Genomic DNA, 21,273 nt, shown 5'->3' with positions numbered 1-21,273 from the left:
GACTGCCACGTCACCTTTTCATTCCTGCCAGGCCGAAACCTCAAAACGCATGCCTTCACTGAAGGCACCGTTCGGGCGTTCAGGCGCTATTGAATATGAGAGCCAGCGCGCACACGCGCCCGGTTGAGGCGGCAGGTGGCAAAGCCGCCTGGGGCCGATGTATCCGGGTCTTAGCGCCCGAAGGGTGGCCGTTAGGCCAGGGCAGGGCGGGTACCGCCCTGGGCCGCTTAGACTGGTTCTGGTGAGGTCTTCAGTTCACCGCTCCACGCCGTGCCGTCGGCACGAAATGCGTGGGCATTAACGCTCTATGAGGTGGGGTTCTCACCTCGTAAAGCACTGTTTTTCCGGGACGGGGTTACTGAAGGGGGTATAAAATTCCATTTATTCAAAGCTACCCACAGAAACAGCCCTTTGGGGTGACTTGGGAACGGTTTTTGGGGTGAGATTTCGCCGGTTTTTGCCTGGCTCCAAGCCCAACGGCGGGGTGTCGATCGGAGCCGGAAAAGACCTCAAATCGCAGGCGTGACGAAGCCTCCGCGTGAGCGGATACGGTTTTAAGGCATAGAAGGGGTGTTACTTGCTCCTGTTGGCCACCGACGCTAACAGCTGCTCCAGCCTGTTCAGCGGATCAGTAGATGGCTTTGAAGCCCCCTGCCTCGGCGTCACAGACGGTGCGGCGTGACCACGGGCTTCTCTGGCTTCTCGGGCCTCCTTGGCCTCCCAGCGTGCACGTGATTTGTCACGGCGCATCAGCTCCAGCGAGTGCTTTTCCATCTCGCCCAAGCGGCGTTGCTCGATGTCACGCAACTGGGCATCGCGGCGCTTCTTGGCCGATTTCTGCACGCGCTCGTAGACGTAGGCCAGGCCCAAGTCTTTCCAGAACAGTTTGGTGAAGCGCACCAGGACACGGGTACGCACCAGGTGCAAACCGTTGTCGTCCTTTTCGTCCAGGCGAATGCGCTCGATCCGGCGATACACATAGCCGGCATCGTCGAGGGTTTTCAGCAGGCGGCACAGCGCCGGCGCGGAGATACCCGCGTCCTCGGCAATGCCGCACTGCGTGTTAAGCACATAGCGGCCATTGGCGGGGTCGATGTAACCCAGCACGCTGGTGGCCAGGTCCAGGCGCACCAGGAGCTGTTCGGCTACGCGCTCGATGGCCAGGAATTTCTCACGGCGGGTACGGCGGTCGCCGTGGACGCTATCCAAACGGCGCAGGTAGCGGCCACGATAGCTGTCCATGTGGCTTAGGCGCTCGTAGGCGCTGCGGATCAGGGGGTTTTTGAGCTGCTGTTCAGAGAGATGGCGCGGGATTGCACGGCGGGCAGGGAGTTGCCGTGCCGATCTGCGCAAAGCGGAGTGGGGATCAGAGGGGGCGAGCTTGACGGCCTTGAGGTGGCTCATGCTTCACCGCCTGGGGCACTGGGGCCATAGGCTGGGGTGAAGCGCGTCAGGGTCGGGTGTTTCTTGTTGTACCGGCTTAAGCCAAGGGATGGCATAGCCTGAGTGGAAATCTTTTCCATATGTCCGCCGTTCAGCGGTGAGTCGCTAGCTATCACATTTTTGTGGCTTGCACAAAGCCGCAGTGATTGCCATAATCGACTCACGTTCGTTGGTGAACAGGTTTTCCGCCTATCAAAACGGCCTGTTCATGATTTTCCAAAAAGCCCCGCCTGCAAGCGGGGCTTTTTGGTTTCTGCTATTAGGATTTACGCGCTACTGCGATCTCCAGTTGTGGCTTTTGCCCAGATTCGACCGCCACTACAAAGCGCTCTATTGCCATGCGAATTTCTTCAGAAGCCGTCTTGCCACGCATCTGTTTCAGAGCGATATCAAAACGGATTTTCAGGTCTTCATCGCATCGGTAGGTGAAGGCTTTGAAGGCTTCAGACATGCTCAAATCCAAAAGTGTCACGGTAATACGCAGAGACTAGCTATCTGCGTAGCCTCTGTCAACGAACAAATAGGCAAGCCCTAGCAGTGGCGCCTATGAAGGCCTTTTAAACCATTCTGCTAACCACCCGCCGCTATGGATCCCATAAAGTACAGGATTCGACTTCTGAAGTCCCGTTGCGCTTCTGCGCACCTCAAGGATGCATGTTGGTGCTCTATAGCTTTTAAGAAGCTTGAGAGATTGTCGGCTTCCCAGGCCTCATCTCTCGAAACCACTACGTGAGACGTGTACCTATCAGCAACCAGGTAGCCTTGGATTTCCAAGGCCCTGAGCGCTTCTCGAACAGGCATCCGGCTCACGTCGAATGCCTCTGCAATCACCTGTTGGGTAATGCGGTATCCAGGCGGTAAGCGGCCATCAATGATGGCCGTACGCAGTGTGGCCACAATGATTTTGTGTTGGTTCTCTGGGGAAGGACCGGGGGAAGGATGGGATGCCAGGCCTCTGAGCATGTCTGAGGATACTTTTAGGCGGCGCTGGGTCGTGTCCATGGGAAGCTCCGAAACGGGTTTACGTGTGGACGGGTTCAGTAACCGAGCCAGCGCAAAACATCTTGTGATTGATACTCGGGATGGTCGCCCAGTGCGGCAACCATTTCCTCTACGCTGCACGCGTGCAAGCGACATTCGCGCTCAGCAGCTTGCCGATTAATAACGGTGTCTTCGTCCATTGCCTCATCGTAGGTCATGGGTCTTCCTTCGAAACTTCAGGGTGATACAGGCTGCATCGGTTTGTATAGCCATCTAGCAGCCGCACGAGCTACCGAAACTCGTCCTCGAAGCGCGGCGGCTGGCTCAAGTCACTACCGTGCAAAAACGCGTCATCGAAACGGGGCGATTGTTGATCACCGGCACCTAGCATGACGGGTGCTGCCTGGGGGGTGGGCGCCTTAGTTCTGGCCTGCGCCTTCGGCTCAATGGCAAAATCGGCATGCTGCGCTTTGTAGTCATTCAAGCGCTGGGTGCTGACGGCCAGTGCTTGCGCCGTGGACGACTGCGCGGTGTAGCCGTGGCCACGTTTGGGCATCCGCTGCAACGCCGTGTGCCATAACAACGTGCTGCGCACCGCTGCACCAGGCCGGCGCCGCCAGATAAGCGCCCATTCCTCGTTCAGTCCGTTCAAGGCCGCTAGTGCTGGATCGATCAGCACCAGGTTCTCCAGGTCAGCGCGGCCAGGTTTCATCGCCAAGTGGTAGAGGATCTGCTGAACCCGATCTGCACGCGGGTAGCTGCGTCGGATCTTCGCCGGCGCGCTGGCCAGCAACGTATCAAGCGCTGGGGGGGCCACCTCGACAAAGCGATTGATCTGGATCGCTTCCCTGGACAGTTTGTCCACGTCATCGATATACAACGAGCTGCCGCGAATCACTTCACCCTTGAACAGAGTGATGTTTTCGCCTTCCTGCAATTGCTGCACTTCCTCGACGCTGACTTTCTTTTGCTCTTTCAAGCTCAAGGTATCGGAGTCCTCCCAACTGCCCCCCAGCATGCCCGCCTGGCGGACCATGTTGTTCATCTCCGGCAGGTACTCGGTACCGGCCATCAGCTGCAAGATTTCAAGGGTGTCCTTGGGGTCCATTATTTTGCCGGTGATACGGGTACCCATGTTCGCAATCAGCGTCCACACCTTGTCACCTGCCGCCGATTTGAGCCGTTGGGCCTCCTGGCTGGCCAACAGCAAGCAAATGCCCAAGGACCGCACCTGCGTGGCTAACTCGCCCAGCTTTTCGGTGTAGTAGGCCCCTACCTCGTCGCAAATCCATAGGAACGGGAAACGGTCCTTGTACTTACGAATGACCAGCGTATCTTCCGGCTTGCCCTCAAGCTTCTCGCCCAGGTCCTGGCTCAACGTCATGGCGGCCTGCGACACGTACAAGCGGCCCAGCGTCGAAGCCTCGGACGACGAGATTTCCAGCGCTGGAATCAGGACCACCAAAATGCGGTCGTTGTGTATGGCGTCCTTAAGGTCAATGTCACCGGCATCGCGGGCGAACACATGGCCATAGGTGTCGTTGAACAAGGCCAGCATGCGCGTGAACTGGTTTATCAGGTAACCATGTTGGTTGATCGCTTCAGGCGCCCATTCCGACGGATTATCCACCTTGGCAAGGTCAAAGCCTGCGAGCGTCCCAAGGTAGTTTTCCAACGGTAAACGGGCCTCCTCGTGCCACTGTTCTTCAACCGACTGGATGTAAAGCTTGGCAATACGGCGCAACGGTAAATGCGCCTGGATCGTGCGCTGGGACATGACCGTGCCTTCGCGGCGGCACTTGTACACCAGGGAAAACACCAGGGCCTGGATCATGGCCTTGGCTTTATCTTGCCAGGAGGAATCATTGCCAGCGGGCGGCAACATCGAGTCCATCAGGTTGATGATGTAGGTTTCCTGCGCGATGCCAAACGCATTTATCGTGTTGGTCTGCCCCCTGTTTTTAACGTCATCAATCAGTTCCTGTGCCCTGGAACGGCCTCCGGTGATGAAGTTCATGACGCGAACGTCATCCTCACGACCATAGCGCCTGGCCAGGGACACAATCGCGGCGGCCACGTCGTTTTGCGCCTTGCCGTCTGAATAGATCAGCCCCTTTCCATAGCTGAGCTGGCCCAGCACATACCCCAACAAGGCCTCGGTTTTACCGGCGCCGGTGGTACCGAACATCAGGATATGGCGCGTCATATCGTCCATGGACAGCCATAGCTCGCGGCCTGCATCGCGGCCGCGCAAATACCCCATGTACAGAATGCCGGCTGCCTTGCTCATGGCCGTGCGCATGACCGTGATTGGCAGGAAGCCCAGCAGCTTGCCGGGCACCTGGCGTTTGGTCGAGGGGTCAGGAAGCGCCATGTCTGTTGGCATGCGCATGGGCATCTGCCAGGACGCAAACAGCATACTGGGCGCCCACACCGACAGCACCGGCAAGGTAACCCACAAGCTGACGGGGTAGACAAAGCCCCCTATCACGGACCCGGCCAGGCCCAGGGCAAGGGTGCCAGGTCCAGTGAACCAATCCCCTAGCGCCGAGTGATGCACCCGGCGATTAAGGCGTGCGCGATCAACAGCAAAGTCATTTGGCCGCATCTGGTACCCCCGGCCCATCGACGGGCTTTTTCTTGTCCAGGAAGGTTTGGAGCTGGGCCGAGTCCTTCAGCAAGGCTTGAGGAACGTAACGGCCATCGTCTGCGATCACCCACGGGGTACCTGGAATGCGGTACGCCTGGTAGGCCACCTCGTTTACACCCAAGGCTTTCTGCGCCATGTCGCAGTTGGCACCCACGCCCTTCGACGCCGCTTCTGTCTGCCCTGCTTGGGCCTCTCGGCCCAGGTTCAACCCGTCGCGGGTCGGGTCGAACAGCGCGTTCCAGGCGGCCTTCCGCTGATCCGGGGGCAGGCATAGCACCGGGGTGATATCGGCCACCGATTTTTCCTTGCCGATCACTGAAACCGGGAAGACCACCACGTTGAAGGCGTCAGACAAGGCATTCAGTGCAGGGTCCAGCCGTGTGCAGTTGGGGCAATGCGGATCTGCAAACACGTACAGCGTGCGGGCACGGCCCGTGGAGTAGTTGACGGTAAACAGATTTCGCTCAGCGGCTTTGTGCAGCTTGGCTGGGAGCGTTTCACGGACGTTCTCTGGCAATGCCCAACCGTCCGTGGCCGGCAGGGTCGTAGGCTGCTGTGCTGGTTCAGACGGTTGTTCTGCAGGGGCAAGAACTGGGGTAGGCGTGGGGGCCGCTATGGCCGCTTTTGGAGTGGCACTTTCAACATTGGCGGGCATTGGCACGCCTTGATCCAGGTCAGGCAATAGCGTGCCCTGGATTGCCCAATACACGGCCAGCGTCAGCGCGGCCACGCCCAGGCAGCCTGCTTTCAACCAGGTCTTGCGCTGGCTATGACGCATCTGCGCTGCGGTCAATTGGTTAAGAAGGTCATTCGCCTCTACTGCATTGGCAGTGTGGAGCATGAACGCCGGGGCGGTAGCGCTCTGGCAGGCCACTTGGCCATCGACCAGGTAGAAGGACAGGTGCTGACGATGATCGAGGCTGCAATACGTGTAGTGGCGCTGCTCCAGGACTCGGCTAACCACCAGGTGATGGCCTTTGATGAACGCTGAAAAAGGGGCAAGCGAATACGCGGAGGTCATGGGAATCCCTCTGAACAAAATTAGGAATGGGCAGCGTGAACACTGCTGGTGGCGAAGCCGCACGGTTGAAAGCGTTGTAAAGGCGTTACGCTGCAAAGCAGGCGTGGTTATGCCGGTGCCGGCGTATCGTCGTCTTGGGCGACTTGGGGGGCATACACCGCGGTCATTACCGGGATATCCGAAACCTTACGAGGCGTGGCCACTTCGACTTCGCGGGCGAAGACCAGGCCCACGCTCTCCAATTCGGTCTGAAGGCCTTCGATTGCCTGGGTCACCATCAACCCCGGACGCGGCAACCCTAGTTTGTGGGCATAAACTTCTGCCCGCGCCTGGGCCTGTACGCCTGCACCCTCTACAAACACCTTGGCGGTGTCTGCGCTGTGCAGGGCATACCACAAGGTACGATCAACGCCTTTGAGCCATCTGAACCGCGCTGGGGGCAACCGAAGATCGCGCCCGTACAAGCCCACCAACGCGCTGCGCACTGAGCCGTGGCTTTGCAGCCACTCATCGACGCCCGGTGCCTGCGTCACACGCTCGAACGCCTGATCGGCCAGCCGGTAGAGCGGGGCCATGGATTCGTTTCTGCGCTTGCGCAAGCCCGTTACCAGGCAAGACCTGTTCAAGTCATCGAGCAGCTGGGTGGCGGCTTTGCGGTCATCCAAAAAGACCTGTAGGCCGAACACCCCCAACAAGGCTTGCTCGTAGGGGGACCAGTCCAGGAAACCGTTATGAGGCCGCCCAATTTGCGCTTCAAACACCCGGCGTGCCGCGTCCCTATCCAGCACCTTGTGCTTCACCAGGTTGTGGTTCATGGCGAATGTCTCAGGCTTGAGTGCCCATGCGTTGCTGGCCGACGTGTCATTCATCAAACCATCCGGCCCCGACGCGGCTACGACCGGGATAACCGAGGGTGCGAACTTGCTTACCAGGGCTGGCAAGCTGCGAATGTTCACCAGGCGTTTGCTACGAAACGGCAGTATCGGGTGCCCGGCGAGGGCTAGACCGCTGAGGATCACCAGCGGTAGGAGGAACACCAGCAGAATGCCGCTGGTTGCATTCATCACGTCTAGCCATTCCTGCCAGCCAACCTGTTTGGCGTGGTTGGCCACGTCGGCCAGCAGGTTGATCTTGCTCCCGGCCCACTGATGGATCAGCGGGAAGTCCGCCATTTTCCAAAGCCAGTAGAGCAGCCAGGTACTCCAGTACACGAAAGAATCGAAGAACAACCAGCACAAGATGAAAGTGCCACCCAGCACCAACAGCATCATGCCTTGTTCGCCTTCCATTCCCCCTTGGGGTGGTCGATTTTGCATTTTGGTTACCCACAAATAGGCACACCGCCCGGATGGGGCGGTGTGGTGTAGGGGAAAGAAAGAAAAGCGCGTCGGGATGAAGCGGGGCAGGATCTACAACGTCATGCCAGGCGTGGGATCTGCACGTTCAGGTCACGTTCCAGTGCTTCAAGGCGTTGGTGCACATGCTGCTTGAATGCCTGGGTATTGGTGTACTGCTTTTGCCGCATCACGCCGATGGTGTCATACCAGCGCTCGGCCCAGGGGCTGAAGATTTCAAGGCGCGGTAGTTCTACAAATTTCGTGTAGAGACGGAAGACATTTGTGCCCTCGACTTCGCATTTTGTCCAGTCATTCATGGTCAAGGCAACCACGTCTACCTGTCCCTTCCGAATCCTATGTACATATAAAACAGTACCGTTCCTGGTATCAATACCGAGGTACTTGCCGGCCCCTTGCTGGTAGATTTCATACCCTTCATCAGGGGAAAAATAAGCCGGATCGCGCATGGCAGCTGTGACACTTTTTAGGGTCCGTATGCGGCTGCGTCTGCCGTAGAAGAACACCCCTACCGATAGGAGTATTGCGGCCCAAATAATGGCAGTGCCCAAGGAGTCACCTGGTGCCCTAAAATCGGTTCTGTGCGTCACCGAAGCCAGCATTACTACCCCGATGAAGACTAAAAAAGGGAAAGCAAACAACATGTATAGGGTACGCACGATCCCAAACCATGCCTCTCCCGCCGTTTTCAGACGCTGAATTGGCTTACCGAATGCCATCACCACTACCTCCATCACTCGGCTTGTTAGTCTGCATTTTGATTCCTGGAGCGCGCTGCGCCCCGGTCCCAGCTGCACCAAACATGCCTTTCATATTGTCTACCATACCGCCCATAAGGTTAGCACCTTCACGGCCGCCCAGGAACGAAATCACATAATCAGCCAGAGACGCCTGAAGACCAAATAAACGCGTAACGCCAAAGGTCGCAATCCGGGCATATATCATCAGCCAGCCAATCATCTTGAAAATCCCTACGATTGAATCAGCATTGGCATTGGCAAGCGCTGAAGCGAACAGAATGTTCAGAATTGTCCCACCAGCCACGACTGTCACAGATGCAAAGAAGAATCCTAATACCATCAGCGGTGGTCGAAGCATCATGTCAATCAGGAAGATATATCCATAGGCACTACGACTGCCCTTGTCTTCTTCTGCGCCTAAGTGCGTTGCAGCCCACATAGGGCCCGCGGCGCACCCTACCAATACGCTAACCAGCCAATTGAATACGCCTATCATCCAGAACAAGAAGGGTACCGCTGGCAGGAAAACGGCTAATGAAAACCCGATGGCCATCAGCGCAAACATCAAGAAAAAGAAGATAGGCGCAAGGGAATTCAGTACATCTTTTGCCACAGCACCGCCATTAATGGCAAAGATCCCTCCAAGCTTTCCTAATATTGAATTGCTGGATGCTGAGGCTGCACCTACGGCCACTGCATAGACGGTCGTTAGCGTGGCGGTGGCATCCAATGTGACATCGCCTACCTGCTGCATTTTTATGAGTGGGTTTATTTGGTTAGAAGAGTCGGCTTCTGTTCCGATCCTCGATGTTGCAAGCAAACTGGTAACCATCTGCATGGGTTTGTTGAAAAAACTAACGAACACAGAGTTTGGGTCTACCGCCGTAGCAGCCGCTCCATCATCTTTGGCAATCTGTGTCCCCAGTGGGGGCGTGTAGTTGCTGTTCTGCACCTGCGCTTTGTAGGCTGCAAAAACCTCATTATAGAGTTCACCAACGCCAGGCTCGCCCATATTGCTCATACCGGTCACCACCGGTGTTACGCTGGCCACGTCGTTGGTTTTGCTGTTGGCCGTCGCGAAGGTGTGGTACCAGCTGCCCAAGGCGACCCAACCGCTGCTTTTGATCTGGGTTGATAGCTGGCTTTGTAGTGAGTCCTTGAAGTCGATCTTGTTAATGGCAAGGTTCACCGTATTTTCATACGCTGCCGCTGCATTCTGAATCTGCGTTTCGATGTTCTGGAAGCTGCCTGTGTCCTGGTCGCGCTTGCTCAGGTAGGTGCTGACAAATGCCTGTGCCGCCTGGTCCAGCGTGCTTTGCATGGTATCAAGCGCTTTCTGCTGCGCTACGACAATGCCTTGGGTATCCACGTCGCTGTCGAATAAAAGATTCCAAGTGCCTGTACGGCCCGTGTTGGGCGTTTTAACGGCTCCGCAGACGGCGCTTCCATTACCTGTTTCGTATTGGCCATCCCCGCCCTTGGTCGTCATCAACGGCGTGTTGGCTTCGCCGTACTCATAAAGCGCGGTCAACTCGCTGTTGATCACGTACTTGCACAGGTTCATTTCGAAGATACCCCGAGCAGCGCTGCGCGTGACTGGGGCCGTGGGCTGCGTCACCATCGAATAGCCGTCGCCCATCATGTCCACGGCTTTGTCGGTCAGCAGGTTTGCGCTGCCGATTCCCATCACCGAGGTGGCCCACAACATCGTGAGCTGGGCCAATGACCAGCCTGACTGAGTGGGCACGATCGTGATAAAGCCTGCAAAGGTCATGATCGGGTACAAGGCTGAACGACCGCCGTTGAACACCTGTCCCTGATGCCCAGCCTTTACGATGGTTTTCACCGTGATGGTCAGGAACCAGAACATGGCCAGCACGCCCAAAAAACCATTGATGATCGCGAACAGCGACCCAATCAACGTGGGTTCTGAAGATGCGAAGGGATCGACGACGACCTGTCCGAAGATCATCACCAGCGCCTGACGTGAAAGGTCGTTGGTTTTTTGGGCCGCAGCGCTGATAGTCTGATAGTCCACACTGTCGGCCAGTGCCGGCAGGGAGACGAACAGCAACAGTCCCACCCACCAGAGTCTATTGGTAAGTTTCATAGAGTTTTACCGTGTGATATTCCGGACCAGTGAGGGGCCGTACTGATGAAACAGAAGAAAAGCCGCACGCCAAAACGCAAGCCGACCCAAAGCAAGAAGGTTGTAATCCCCCTTATCTATGGTTGTGAATCACGTCCTCGCCCTAAGAGTCAGGACTTGTCGTACCCACTCGTTCTGAGCCAGGAAGTCCCTGAACGTGCCCCCTTCGCTCTCGCTGACGCGCCGGGTTTGCAGCTGCCATAGGCGGTAGGTAGCAATCAAGGCTTTGACGAACCCTACCCCGCTCAAGCCCGCCAGTAGCACGGTTGCCATCACCGCACGCAATAGGGTGCTGCCGGGAAGCCCTTGGGCAATCAAGACCATGGCAAGCAGCATAATTGACAGGCCGCCCGCGCTCATCATCAGGAACCACCAGCCGACCTGGATACGCCTGAAGTTGGTGTGCAGCTGCTCCGGCGTCTTGCCGGACAGCGCTACGGCACGGCTCCAGTCCAACGACTCAGCCGGCGTTTTCTCCTGGTGGAGTAGAGCCCACGCCTGCTGAAGCCGGCCTGCACTGGGCTTAACCCCTCGGCGGTAAAGCACTGCCAGGTCCGAAAATGGGTTGAGAATGGATAGGCCGATACTGCCTGCATGCCTTAATGGCGTGCGGGCCGTTTTACCGGCCTCTGAAGTACCTGGTTCATCTTGCGCTCGATCAGTTGTCATTGGCCGTTACTCCCGAACTCATTTTCGCCCCAAGCTCTTGAAGCTCGGGCACGTATTTGGCGTAGGCTGCCAGGGCCAGTTGCTGGCCAGCGATGATGTTGGCCTGGCGTTGGTCGTTTTTAAGGCCCAGCTGCAACCAGTTGCCCAGGCTTTGCACGCGGATCAACTCCCGCGTCAGGTTCTCCCCGGTCATGGCTTGCAGGTCGGTTTCATAGGCCGTATTGGCATAGCGCCGGCCCACCTCGAACGCTTCGAATTCACGCTCACTCATCACGCCGGTGCTTTGCGCCTGCTGGCTGCCTGTCGAGGCGAAGTATTCAGCCGCAGATGAACTCTGTAGCGCTTCCTTCAAGGCTTCCTGGGTGGCCGGGTTGGGCTGGCTGGCCGCGATCATGTCCAACTGGGGCTGTGTCGCCGCGCTTTGAATCGCCTTGTACTGAGTCATCAGGCCCTGGTACTCACGTCCGCTGGCCGACTGGATATCGCCCTTGCCGGGTGCCCTGCCGGCGTCGTGCCGGGCCGAATTCTTCATGTACGCCATGCCAGCATCCACCTGGTCCTGGTTAAAGGTCAGGTCAGGCGTTTTGCCCACGGCGCCGGCGCCGTCAGTGAGTGAGCGCATTTCGGTGTCGCCGCCTGGCAACGCTGATACCTGCGGGCACAGGTCGGTGCCGCCATATTGGGCAGACTCGCTCGCGGTGCAGTAGCCTGCATGCATCGCCGCACTGCGGTAGCCGGCCTGGCGCGACCCCACCGGCTCTGACGCGATAGTCCTCTGAACCACCGTACTTTTGACGCCTGAGCCACCCGCCAGCACCGCTGCCTGTGCCCGGCTGACCTTTCCAACGGTGGCAGCCACGCCCGATGCCGACTCGCTGCAGATGCTGTCCGCGACCGTGTATTGCGCTCGAGCGCGTTCCAGTCGATCTGTCTGACGCCCGAAAATATCGGTTTCGCGCTGGGCCCGCGCGGCCTCGGAGATAACAGCCACCTGCTTGTCACTGGCCTGCACAATGGCCGTGCCGATCTGCATATCGGTGGTGAGGATTTCGGCCAAGGTGGCTTGGATTCCAGCCAGGGCCGGCGTCACTTGCAGGGTGATAGGCGCACTGGCTGTAACCGCCACGGGTACAACAGAGGCAAAGGCTTGGTGAGCCTGCAATAGACTCACGGCCAGCACCGTTAAGGCATAACGTCGTTTCACAGGCTGTTCCTCAAATGTTGTAGCCGCGCCGAGCAATCAACTCGTTGGCCAAGGTCTGAATGACGTTGCTGTCGTCCGCGTCCCCTGCCTGTTTACGGCGCAGTTCTATGACCTTTGCTGCCGACCCCTGGGGGAAGGCTTCGGCCAGAATGGAACGGGCCGTAGCGCCGCCTACCGCGTCGTACAGCAAGCGGCGCAGCGCACTGTCACCGGGTGATGAGTTCAAGGCCCACAACTCCAGCGGCCCCATGGCGTTTTTCAATATGCGCGCCAGGGTGCTACCGCCCTTGATTCTGAAAACACCGACAAAGGGCACACCGCTGCCATCCTGGGCTGGGCCTGAACCTAACCGCTGGAACCGCTTCAAGGTCACCTTGGGCACCTTGAAGGACTCGATCAGGTTTTTTTCGTCCCTGGGATCGACTTCCATCATGAACAGGGAGTTAGCCGAATTCAGAATGGCGGCGGGGAAGTCGCTCACGTACTGCGAACTCAATACGGTGCGCACGCCGAACTTGCGCTGCTCACGGTCCTGGGTTTCCAGCATGGGGAAGATAAAGGGCACGTTGCGGGCGTTGTGCAGCTCGTCATAAATCTTGCTTTTGACCTCCTGGTCCAGCTGCTCCAGGCGCTCCAGGTGCATGGGGCGATACTGCTCCGCCACCGTGTTCAGCAACTCGTCCTTGTATTGCGGCAGTACAAAGTCGCCACCCCCAACCTGGCCTGCGAACAGGTACATAAGCCCGGTCTGCAAATGGCCGGCGTTGGTGTTGTCGCCCATGACGTTGTTGAGGTCGATGGCGATCACCCGTGTGTTAGGGCTGATCAAAAACCGCGTACGCCCGGCAAACATCAGGTAGTCGCCACAGGCACTGGTCATGCAGCGGTTCAGGTACTCCAGCAGCAATTCATCGCTGCCATCGCGCCGTACACGACCAAAGGCTGCCTGGATTTCATCGCCATTCAACACCTTGGTCATGTCGTTGAGTTCAGGCATGGCCTCGAATTGGGCCAGCTGTGCCTCCTGGACGCACCCTGCCTCAAACAGCATGTCGCGTACTTCATACCAGGTCGCCGTTTCCCACCACGGCTCAGGGTGGCGATTGATCACCCCGCTTCTATCCAGGGCGGCATCAACCTTGGGGACAACACCGCGTGTCCAGGCCCTGGGGCTGCCTTCAGCGTTGACCCTGTAGGCAATGTTGACGGCGCGCTTCAGGATCTGCCGGGTATCGCGTTCATTGGGCGGCTCACCCGTTGAAGGGTTGATGCACAGCGCCGTGAGCATGCTGATAATCCAGTTAAGCTCCGGCGCAATGGGGTATTTGGCCCCCAGCTGGATATCGAACAGGTTGCGGCAATGCTCGACACTGTTCTGTAGCACGATGCCCAGCACTTCGTCTCGACGCTCAGGCGGTAGGCTGTCGCGCAGCAAAGCTACCTGCCCCTGCATGGAGAACCCCTTGTCCACGCCTGCCATAAAGGGCAATCGTTGCTGCGCGCTGGATACCATGATGTTGCCCAGTTTGTTCAGCAGCACCGACTTACCCAGGCCCGGCGAGCCCGTCACGATACTGGTCAACTTGTTCTGCTTGCTCGTGGCCAACCCTACGGGATAGAGCTTGCCGTCCAGCGTGGGAAACAGCGCGTTGCCGTCTTCGGCCCAGGCCGAGGCTGGCCGGGTCAGCGGCAACAGGTTGAACGCCTGGGAAAGCGGCGGGTACAGCAGGTTTGGCCCGCTGCCCTTGCTGGACGCGACCAGCGTTGAAGCCCAGGCGCGGACGGGGTTGCCAAAGGTCTGCGTCACTTCGCACACGCCCCAGGCCTGAAACGCTTGCGTCAGCAAGGTGAGGTTGCGCGTAACCGTGGCTTTGGAGTCTCCCCAGGTCGAAGCCATGATCGTCATGACGCACACCGGTTCTTCCTGCTCGATCTGCGTCAGGGTTTCGATGGAGCGCCATATGGGCCGAAGTCCTGGCAAAAATGCCATAAAGTCCAGGGTAGCCTTCTTGGCCCCAAGGGACTTCATGCCTCCCGGCATAATGTCCATGCGCACGCGCCACGGCACGCCACGGGGTACCAACGCCTTGAGCTTGGCAAACGTCTGCGGCGTCTGAGGCCCCAGCACAACCGACAAGCTGCCGTGCCACATCCCATTGATACACAGCTTGTTGCCCTCGGGCTCCATGCTTTGGTTCATCAATTGAAACTTAAGCTGCGGGGCCAGAAACGGGGTGTGATCGTCTCCCTGACGCACACCGTGGGGGGTAATGGGGTCATCCGGCAACAGGGGGTGCCACGTCTCATGGGTGCCTGCCCGGTCCACTTGGGAGCGCAGCGCATGGCCTACGGCGTGGGCATCAAGCAGTTCCAGCATCACGCCTTGACCGTCATCCCCAAAAGCGCCTTCTACCGCGCTCATGAAGGCGTCATGGCGGATCTTCTGGCCTGCCATTTCGGCCAGCACCGGGTTTTGCCCGAACCGGGCCACCGGGCTTTGGCTAACCAGCTCCTTCAGACGCTTGTTTTCATCGGCCAATTCATGGGCCGAGATTGCCTTACGCCCGGTGTAGCACACCAGGTAGCAGCGCTCACGCGATACCCACGGAGACAGCTTCTCCACGTTCTCATCGAGGATGGGCGTCAGGTCGATGCCGGTACGCTTCACGGAGGCGTATTGCGGAGCCAGCAGGCGTTCAACTTCCTCGCGGCCTCGATCCGGGTCATCGTCGAACACCAGGCTGATTTTGTGACCATGTCGGCGGTAGCTGGCGGTGAGCGCGTGGGTCATGCGCTCCAGGCGGCCACTCCAGGAATAGTTTGCTTCAAGCGGCGCGCCTTCGTCGGTGTCGCAAAAGCTGCCGGCGACCGCGTACACCGAACAGTAATCGCCATCGTCGTTGACCAGCACATACGGGGCTTTCAAGCTCGGATGGCGTACCCGGTCGTCGTCAGTCAGGCGCAGCACCGTGTTCAGGTCACAATAGTCAGGCAAGTCCTGGGACACGGCGAACCGGGAGGTTTCAGTGATCAGGTTTTCAACCCAACGGGTGAGGCTCGGCATAAAAATCACTCCGGGTGTAGGTGTCCCAGCTACGGGAAGTCAGTACGGCGGCGGCGGTTTTGCCGCTGGGCAGCAACAGCGTCAGGTCTTCAAACCTGTCCGCTGGCAAGATCAAGACACAGCCCGTCAGCCGGGCTTGAAGGGTTGAACGTTTTTGAGGGGACAACCGTTGCAGCGCTAGGGCGAATTCGCCGGCGCGGGCGGTGCCCCAGGCTTGCTCGACTTCGCGGCTATGGCGGGCAAGCCAAAGCATCACCCGTTGCCCTTCACGACGCTGGGTCCGTGTGCCGCCCAACACCGCGATGAGGGCGCGCCGTTGTAGGTGATGCACGTCGGTCATGGCCAGGCCGGGCAAAAAGGCCAGCAGGCCATGTGCCGCTGTGGGGCTGTCCAGGTGTCCTGCGAGGTAACACAGGGTGCAAACGGCATGCTCTGCGGTAAAGCCTGACCGGGCGCCCTGCCAGAGCTTGGCGGTCCAAATCCCACAGCAGGCGCATTTTTCACCCCTGACGGCTTCGGGGATTGGTGTTTCAGGGTGGCCGCTAACGTCCAGCGTTAAGGGGGCCTGCGATAAATCAACGTCCATAGCTTCGCCTTCTGGTGCATGTCAGAAATTCGATAAAGGGTGGGTTTGGGTAGGTCTTGCGGGGAAACCCTGCGATGACCGCGGCCATCGCAGGAAGGGGTTTTTAGCCTACATCTACAGGGGTAAGACCGGCCTGCGCCTGGGTGCGCTTGATGAGTTCGGGAACGACGATCAGGCACGCGCCGACAAAGATGGAAATCGCAATGTGCCAGACCTTGACCTGCGGGTTATCTTTCTTGGTTTTTGCCGCGACAAAACCGCCAACGACAGCAATCACGCCTAGGAACTGGGCCACCGTCAGCCAGTTTTTCTGTGTCGCGCTCGCGCCCTCGGCTATCGAGTCACCCATTGCAGCAAGGTCGTCTCCAGCGGCAAACGCCAGGACCGGGTTAGCAGCCGCCGCCAACATCAGCCCTTTCATCACACGCCGACGCAGACCGTCTTTGAATACAGACAGGCGAACAGCCGCGCACAGCAATACGTCTTTGGACATAGCCAACTCCTAGGTTTTATCAGTGAGGTGTAACAAGTGAAGGTGCGCCTAAGCGCGTTGAATTCCCTGCCCGCTTAGTGCGCGCTGAGAGAGTTTTGCAGGGCAGCCAGTAGGTACGGGCTGCACACACATAAAACGCCTAACGAAAACTTGAGGGTGCCGCTTGAAACGTCCTGGCTAGCTGTCAGGCCGGTGTGGCCATCCTTGAGCGAGCGCTTCCAGGCCATCATGCCTTGCAGTGCGAAAAAGACGCCCAGCATCCGTACCAGGCTCAGTACGGCATTGGCAGCATCTGCCCCCACGCCGAACACACCCACGTCCACATAGCTGATGGCGTCAAAGCTCGCCCCTTGCCAGCCAAGCTGACGTGAAGCGGCTGCAATCATCTGGTCAAGGCCTGCCAGCCCGCCGCAAATCAACAGGACTGCGATCACCTTAAGGCTGCCTTCCGGCTGCCCAGGCGCTCGGCGTGCCGCACTGGCATGTGCGATCAGGTAGCCCACGGCGCCTGTTACAGCGAAGAAGCTACCCAGTGTGAAGGCCAGGTTTACGAAAGATCCCAAAACGCTGTGAGATAGGTTGACCAGCATTTGAATCGCGTCGGTACCGCCCATGGCCTACCTCACTTGAGCGTACCCGCGCTGGTTTGCACCTGACGGGCTGAGGCATCGATTCTGGTGATCGTTATCGGTCCCAAGGGATCGCCTTCTTTAACCGCCCAGGTCTGGTTCTGCCAGTACACCCAAGCCATGCCGTTTTGCACGGCTTGTACGTGCATGCCAGTCAGCGGCGAGCGCTTTTTGGCGGCCGGCTGAGCGACAGGTTGCGCGGTGGCCAGCGCACCAGGTCGCCCTTCCAGGAAGGAAATGCGAGCCGAGAACAGGCTGTTTTGGGCCTGAGCCTCGGCCAATTGCTGCTGCAACGTCTGCACCGCCGCGCCCTGCGCCTTGACCGTTTCGGACAACCGCTCAATGGCTTTACGGTTGACCTCGGCATAGGTGCGTACCCCGCCGATCATGGACGCGGCTTCGTTCTTGAACTGGGTTATATCCGCTGCGCCAGGCCTAGGCGTCACAGGCGCCGCGTTTGTTCCTGGTGCCGCCAGTGGCTGTTGCTCGAAGTCCTCTTTAAACGCCAGCCGATTCACCTGGGAGGTTTGCTGCGGGGCAAACAAGTACCACGCCGCCAGCCCAAGGATCAGCACCGCGCCGACCAGCCAAGGCAGTGACAGCCCCAGCACCAATGGGCGCTGCCAGATACTGGGGGTTACCGTCCGCTTAGGGGGCCTTGGGGGCGCGCTTATCTTCGATTCCGCGGTGGGATTGAACTCACTCATGGTTGGCTCTCCTGCAACTTACGCTGCGCCTCGATGCGCGATTGCGCCTGCGCACGCCATTGATTCGGGGTAACCGGCTGCACGGGGGCCTGGGGTTGTTCAGTGTCAGACCTGAGCGCCTGAGCCGGCGCAGCGGACTGGACGGAATCACCCGTGCGTTTTGGTGCGACGGCATCACCGGCGTACACGCCCCGCATGAACTGGATGGACACGACCTGGCCGGCTGTGACGGTGACCTGTGTAGCCGGCGTACGCGCCGCATCCTGTGTTAGCACCTGTGCCGCTTGCTCTGCGGCCCCACCGGCGATGGAGCCGGCGACAGCTGCGCCATCGGGCATGCCAGGGCGCACGGTTTGCGTGGAGAAGCCATTGGTCAGCACCTCGGTATTGGCCTGGGAGTACATTTCGCCAATGTTGCCGATGCCGGCCAGGATCGCAGGCAGCACGATGCGCTCCATGTAGCGGTGGTTCACGTCAGTGGCGACGTTGGCCATCAGGGTTTGCTCGTGCAGGGCATAGGCGTCGATTTTGTAGTTGATGCCCTTGAACGCCATTTCAGTGAAGTGAATCACTACGCCTTCACCCGCCAACCTGGCGCCTTCAGGCGCTTTCAGTACCGCACCGGCATAGGCACCTGACAGCTTGCCCAGCACCGGCGTGGTGTTGTTGTCAGAATCAACGCCCATGGAGATTTCGCCAGCCCCGCGCCAGTACGGCGGCACGATTTCGACTGCCGAGTAACTGTCACCGCCACCCGAGGCGCTCTGCTGCTTGGCTCCACCGGGCAGCGTTTCACTCCAATGGTCGTAACCGCCAACCGAACCCGCCGCCGAGCCGCCCGCGCGGTCCAGGCCACCAGCATCGCCCATGACCTTGCCAAGCGTGAGGCCCGTGCTGGTCTTGGCCTCGGCTGTCTGAGAATTGATCCGCCCCATCAACGCCTTTAACGCGTCCTGTCGCGGGTCTTTCTTTTGATTTCCCTCGGAGGCTGTCGCCTGTCGCGTGTGACTGGGCCGAGGGGTAGGCGGTGTCTGCTGGACCGGCTGGAAGGCTGGTTCAGGCTGCATGACGGTGTTCTGTTCCATCGGGATACTGGCGATAAAGCTGCCGTTCTCCTGCTTCGCCGCGTGCGCGCCCTGCTCATTGGAAAGCCTCAACAGGTCGCGGTATTCCTGGCTTTCGGACGCCTCGTTTTGCGCAGCGCCTGAGACACGATAGAGGTTCACTTTCGAAGGCGCCGGAGGCGGCGTGGCCATCCAGTTCCAGAGGATGTAACCGCCTCCTATCAGCACGACCAGCACCCCGCCAACCAGCAAGGCGGTCATCTTCAGGTCACGCTTGGCATCGTTTTCGTTCGCCATGATGGTTACTCCAGGGCAACGTTAAGGGCGGCTGTTTGGCCCATTACCGAGAACGACACGTAAGGCGTCACAGGTAATTTCCATAAGTGCGTGCCATCTGCCGACGATAAGGTGGCCTCAAATTCGTCACGTATTTCAGCCCGCGTGCGGATATAGAGGTCATCGCCTAGCTGCCACACGGTGGTGTCCGGTACGTTGCCCGTGGTCTTGAGTTGCTTGGCTTCCTGGGGCGGAACGCCGTCCAGAAAGCCCTGCAGCACGCGGTCATGCAAACCGATACGCACCTCGGGCGCGGCACCTGGCTGAGCCGCTGGCCCACGCCTGGGCACACGCATGTCCAGGCGGCTGTCCACGGTCCAGGTGTTGGCCTGGCTGTCCGTCTCACCGCTGGTAACGTTGAGTACGATCGGCACGGCGAGCCCTTCCAGGTAGACGGTCACGTTGCCGTTGGCAAAGGGCTTGGTGGCATACAGCGTCATGAGCGGGCTATTGGGGATGTAATAGGCCGTGATATCAGGGTTGCCGCTGACCGGCGCCGCACCGATTTTCCAAGGTGCCCCGGTGCTGTCGATAAAGGTCAACGAGCTGGGGTAGTTCACCGCCGTGCGTACCAGGGGCAGGCTGGCACCGGGCGCCAGGTTGATCGTCTGCGCGCTGATCCTCGGCACGATGGTGACTTGGGGGGCCACCACGGCCTTTTCGATATCCTGAGCCTGTCCCTTCAGTAGTCGAATCTCCCTAGCCGTCAGGGGGGAAATACTGTCCTGGGCTTGCTGGAACAATTCTGAAGACGGCGGTGGGAGTGGATCATTGCCCGATGGCGCGGCTTGGGTCGCTTGGGCCGATCTTGCCGTGCCTGCGCCAGTGCTTGGCATCTGTGTACCCGATGCGCCCGCTTGCTGGGTTGAAGGATTCATGTCTACACCTTTGGACCAACCCGAAGGGGCATTGGGATTAGCTGCCGGTGCAGGTGCAGGTGCTGTAGAAGGTGCCGGTGCTGTTTGCGGGCTGGCGGTTTCATCCGCCCAGGCGTAGCCGCCTGCCGCTAGCCATAAGGCAAGCGCAATCGAAGTTTTCATGGGGATTCCTGTCTAGCGGAGCCGATGGAAGCGCTGGGATGGACTAGTTAGCGTTGCTGGTAATCACCTGGGTGACTTCCAAACCGGTGTGTTTCAAGCGCACGTCAGCTTGTTGAATGCGTTGAGTAACGATGAAGCGCTGGGGCGGGCTACTTGATTGCTGACCATCAAGCTTCAACGTGACCGGGTATTGGAATTCCCATGCGTAGGTGTCGCCCAGCAGGCCTTTGCTGCGGATCACGCCTGGCCCTACATCAACCGATAGGTTCATGCGTTGGTCCTTGATGGCCCTCAGCACGTTCGAAGATACGAGCGCCTTGTAATAGCCTGCATAGCCCTGTTCGTCGTAGTAGGTGCCGGCCCTGGTCATCTGGTCGCGGTAGTGCACAAAGTCCAGGGTGAAGCTGTTGCGAATGGTGTCAGCACCAAAGGCTGATACGTCGGATTGGCTGTGGCTTGGCTTGTCCGTGGGAATGAGTTTGACGACCCTGCCATCCTCGGCCGCGAAGTACTTCACGTCTGGATGGGCCACCTTCCAGCCCAGGTAGCCATTCGCACCGATTGACAGCACCAGGGCCGGCGCCATCCAAAGGACAACAGTGAGACACCGATGAGCAAAGGCCGCCCCCAATGCCCGTTCGTTTTGTAGCGCTACCGCATGTTCGAACGATGCTTCCAATTGCGCCTGGGCAGCGGCGTCCGAAGGCGCCACCACTTGCCCAATCCCTTCATCCACCATACTCATTTGCTCATTTGAGCTTTGCATCATCCCACCTCAATAGTTCTGATACTGCTGCCAGGGGTCGAAGCTGCTGGGAATGTGGCTGTTCACCTTGTCCACTACTGCCTGGCAGATTTGGTCAGCTATCTGATCCATGATGCCCTGCAGGCTCGGGAACGATGGAAGGCTGATATTTGTGGTGCGGATCCGGGCCAAGCAGTCCTCTAGCTCGTCAGAAACGCTGCGTTCACGCTCCGCCCACACGTCCGATGCCTGCTTGGCCTGCTCATATCCCGCTTGGCTACCCACACTGGCCGCCTGGCCCGAACGGCAAATTGCAGCGGTTCCCACAACCGGCAGGCAGCACACAACCGCCAGCAGTGCACTGCACATGCTTTTCTTCATGATGAGTTCCTTCGCT

At 58.9% G+C, this 21,273-nt stretch carries 19 protein-coding genes and 1 pseudogene; all 20 read right to left on the bottom strand.

The features are described from left to right. Positions 1 to 573: 573 nt before the first annotated feature. Positions 574 to 1,404 carry a hypothetical protein gene (locus ACP691_RS21080; RefSeq protein WP_426154091.1) on the bottom strand — a complete coding sequence of 277 codons (831 nt, stop codon included), beginning with the start codon at positions 1,402 to 1,404 and terminating at the stop codon, positions 574 to 576. A 298-nt stretch (positions 1,405 to 1,702) separates the two neighbouring features. Then, complete coding sequence (locus ACP691_RS21075) at positions 1,703 to 1,894, bottom strand: hypothetical protein (protein ID WP_426154093.1); 192 nt, start codon at positions 1,892 to 1,894, stop codon at positions 1,703 to 1,705. A 301-nt stretch (positions 1,895 to 2,195) separates the two neighbouring features. Then, positions 2,196 to 2,343, bottom strand: a pseudogene (locus tag ACP691_RS21070) (GntR family transcriptional regulator); the annotation flags it as partial. Between the two features lie 137 nt (positions 2,344 to 2,480). Then, entirely contained in the window at positions 2,481 to 2,642 is a 162-nt protein-coding gene (locus tag ACP691_RS21065; protein WP_426154095.1) for a hypothetical protein, read from the bottom strand. Positions 2,643 to 2,713: 71 nt separating this feature from the next. Then, positions 2,714 to 5,032, bottom strand: a complete 2,319-nt coding sequence (trbC, locus tag ACP691_RS21060) for an F-type conjugative transfer protein TrbC (protein WP_426154097.1) — start codon at positions 5,030 to 5,032, stop codon at positions 2,714 to 2,716. Further along, on the bottom strand, positions 5,019 to 6,095 hold the full coding sequence (locus ACP691_RS21055) for a thioredoxin fold domain-containing protein (RefSeq protein WP_426199769.1): 1,077 nt from the start codon (positions 6,093 to 6,095) through the stop codon (positions 5,019 to 5,021). Before ACP691_RS21055 ends, trbC begins: the two co-directional genes overlap by 14 nt. Before the next feature lie 107 nt (positions 6,096 to 6,202). Beyond that, entirely contained in the window at positions 6,203 to 7,366 is a 1,164-nt protein-coding gene (locus ACP691_RS21050; RefSeq protein WP_426154101.1) for a conjugal transfer protein, read from the bottom strand. 146 nt (positions 7,367 to 7,512) lie between these two features. Continuing rightward, a complete protein-coding gene (gene excA / locus ACP691_RS21045; RefSeq protein WP_426154103.1) occupies positions 7,513 to 8,169 on the bottom strand; it encodes a plasmid IncI1-type surface exclusion protein ExcA in 657 nt (218 codons plus the stop codon). Beyond that, the gene (locus ACP691_RS21040) at positions 8,156 to 10,300 is read right to left on the bottom strand and encodes a DotA/TraY family protein (protein WP_426154105.1); all 2,145 of its coding nucleotides are present in this window, start codon (positions 10,298 to 10,300) and stop codon (positions 8,156 to 8,158) included. The genes excA and ACP691_RS21040 overlap by 14 nt, the downstream gene beginning before the upstream one ends. A 129-nt stretch (positions 10,301 to 10,429) precedes the next feature. After that, on the bottom strand, positions 10,430 to 11,008 hold the full coding sequence (gene traX / locus ACP691_RS21035; protein ID WP_426154107.1) for a conjugal transfer protein TraX: 579 nt from the start codon (positions 11,006 to 11,008) through the stop codon (positions 10,430 to 10,432). Further along, entirely contained in the window at positions 10,998 to 12,212 is a 1,215-nt protein-coding gene (traW, locus tag ACP691_RS21030; RefSeq protein WP_426154109.1) for a conjugal transfer protein TraW, read from the bottom strand. The genes traX and traW overlap by 11 nt, the downstream gene beginning before the upstream one ends. A 10-nt stretch (positions 12,213 to 12,222) precedes the next feature. Further along, positions 12,223 to 15,276, bottom strand: a complete 3,054-nt coding sequence (locus ACP691_RS21025; protein ID WP_426154111.1) for an ATP-binding protein — start codon at positions 15,274 to 15,276, stop codon at positions 12,223 to 12,225. After that, positions 15,251 to 15,616, bottom strand: a complete 366-nt coding sequence (locus ACP691_RS21020) for a hypothetical protein (RefSeq protein ID WP_426154113.1) — start codon at positions 15,614 to 15,616, stop codon at positions 15,251 to 15,253. The genes ACP691_RS21025 and ACP691_RS21020 overlap by 26 nt, the downstream gene beginning before the upstream one ends. 349 nt (positions 15,617 to 15,965) lie before the next feature. Then, a complete protein-coding gene (locus ACP691_RS21015) occupies positions 15,966 to 16,355 on the bottom strand; it encodes a DUF6750 family protein (RefSeq protein ID WP_426154115.1) in 390 nt (129 codons plus the stop codon). A 74-nt stretch (positions 16,356 to 16,429) separates the two neighbouring features. Continuing rightward, on the bottom strand, positions 16,430 to 16,969 hold the full coding sequence (traQ, locus tag ACP691_RS21010) for a conjugal transfer protein TraQ (RefSeq protein WP_426154117.1): 540 nt from the start codon (positions 16,967 to 16,969) through the stop codon (positions 16,430 to 16,432). A gap of 8 nt (positions 16,970 to 16,977) precedes the next feature. Continuing rightward, positions 16,978 to 17,691 (bottom strand): conjugal transfer protein TraP, encoded by a 714-nt coding sequence (gene traP, locus ACP691_RS21005; RefSeq protein WP_426154119.1) that lies wholly within the window; start codon positions 17,689 to 17,691, stop codon positions 16,978 to 16,980. Further along, positions 17,688 to 19,052 (bottom strand): conjugal transfer protein TraO, encoded by a 1,365-nt coding sequence (traO, locus tag ACP691_RS21000; protein WP_426154121.1) that lies wholly within the window; start codon positions 19,050 to 19,052, stop codon positions 17,688 to 17,690. The genes traP and traO overlap by 4 nt, the downstream gene beginning before the upstream one ends. Positions 19,053 to 19,057: 5 nt before the next feature. Continuing rightward, positions 19,058 to 19,969, bottom strand: coding sequence for a DotH/IcmK family type IV secretion protein (locus ACP691_RS20995; RefSeq protein ID WP_426154123.1), 912 nt, complete (start codon positions 19,967 to 19,969; stop codon positions 19,058 to 19,060). 205 nt (positions 19,970 to 20,174) lie between these two features. Continuing rightward, positions 20,175 to 20,900: a DotI/IcmL/TraM family protein gene (locus ACP691_RS20990; protein ID WP_426154125.1), complete on the bottom strand. Its 726-nt coding sequence runs from the start codon at positions 20,898 to 20,900 to the stop codon at positions 20,175 to 20,177. 6 nt (positions 20,901 to 20,906) lie between these two features. Next, the gene (locus ACP691_RS20985; RefSeq protein WP_426154127.1) at positions 20,907 to 21,257 is read right to left on the bottom strand and encodes a conjugal transfer protein; all 351 of its coding nucleotides are present in this window, start codon (positions 21,255 to 21,257) and stop codon (positions 20,907 to 20,909) included. Positions 21,258 to 21,273 lie beyond the last annotated feature (16 nt).

It is taken from the genome of Pseudomonas sp. DC3200b2, assembly GCF_049895785.1.
GTDB lineage: Bacteria > Pseudomonadota > Gammaproteobacteria > Pseudomonadales > Pseudomonadaceae > Aquipseudomonas > Aquipseudomonas massiliensis.
The sequence above is the reverse complement of the archived record's forward strand: the minus strand, read 5'-3'. Positions and strand labels throughout refer to the sequence as shown.